The sequence below is a fragment of the Oleiphilus sp. HI0066 genome, assembly GCF_001635725.1.
On sequence record NZ_LWFH01000321.1, the window covers coordinates 1 to 686 of the forward strand.

The 686-nt window shown below is 46.1% G+C and carries 1 pseudogene; it reads left to right on the top strand.

The annotated features are described in order from the left end of the window. Positions 1-69: 69 nt before the first annotated feature. Positions 70-686, top strand: a pseudogene (locus A3738_RS04690) (hypothetical protein); the annotation flags it as partial.

Here is a 686-nt window from a genome sequence, read left to right on the forward strand (position 1 = left end):
TCTCGCTAATAAATAGATTTTATTTTTTACCCATCTCAGGATCTTGATGGGGTTTTGCAGGAGTATTCAGTGAACGTCAATTTAGCGTTGCGCAAAATCCGCTGGCTTGTATTGTGTATTGGTCTAGCGACGATTTTCGGTGGCTGTAAAGCGATTAACCAATTTTTGGTAAAGCCATTCATCAAGCCAACCGGTGATACAGTAACGCTTCTTGGTGAAGCACACATCGTTCCTTATCTATTAACAACAGATGATACCGAAGCAGGTTGTGCTGGTGCTGAAGCGCTTACATCTATGGTTATGGCGCTAGGTCGAATTACTGAAGAACCTCACGAACTTGCAATTCTTCTTCACCTTGGTGCAGGCGGCTGTGAAGAGGCAAGAGCAGCAGAGAAAGAACTAGAATATCTTCGCTACATCCGTGCACTTCAGCCTGACTTCGCTGAAGATGCATTGATCGCACAAAAACGCCACCACTTAAAAGCTGCAAAACGCTATCTCGTCGCCTGGGATGAACTGATCAAGTTCAATGACGACAACGAAATCGGCCGTCCTCTCGAGAATGGTGGTGTTGAGTGTCCCGAGTTGACACAAGACTTTGACCAAATTGTTTGGCTAGCTGGCCTTGCTGGCGGATTACTTGCCCTTAACAACGACATCATGTCGGGCTCTTATATCGGCGTTCC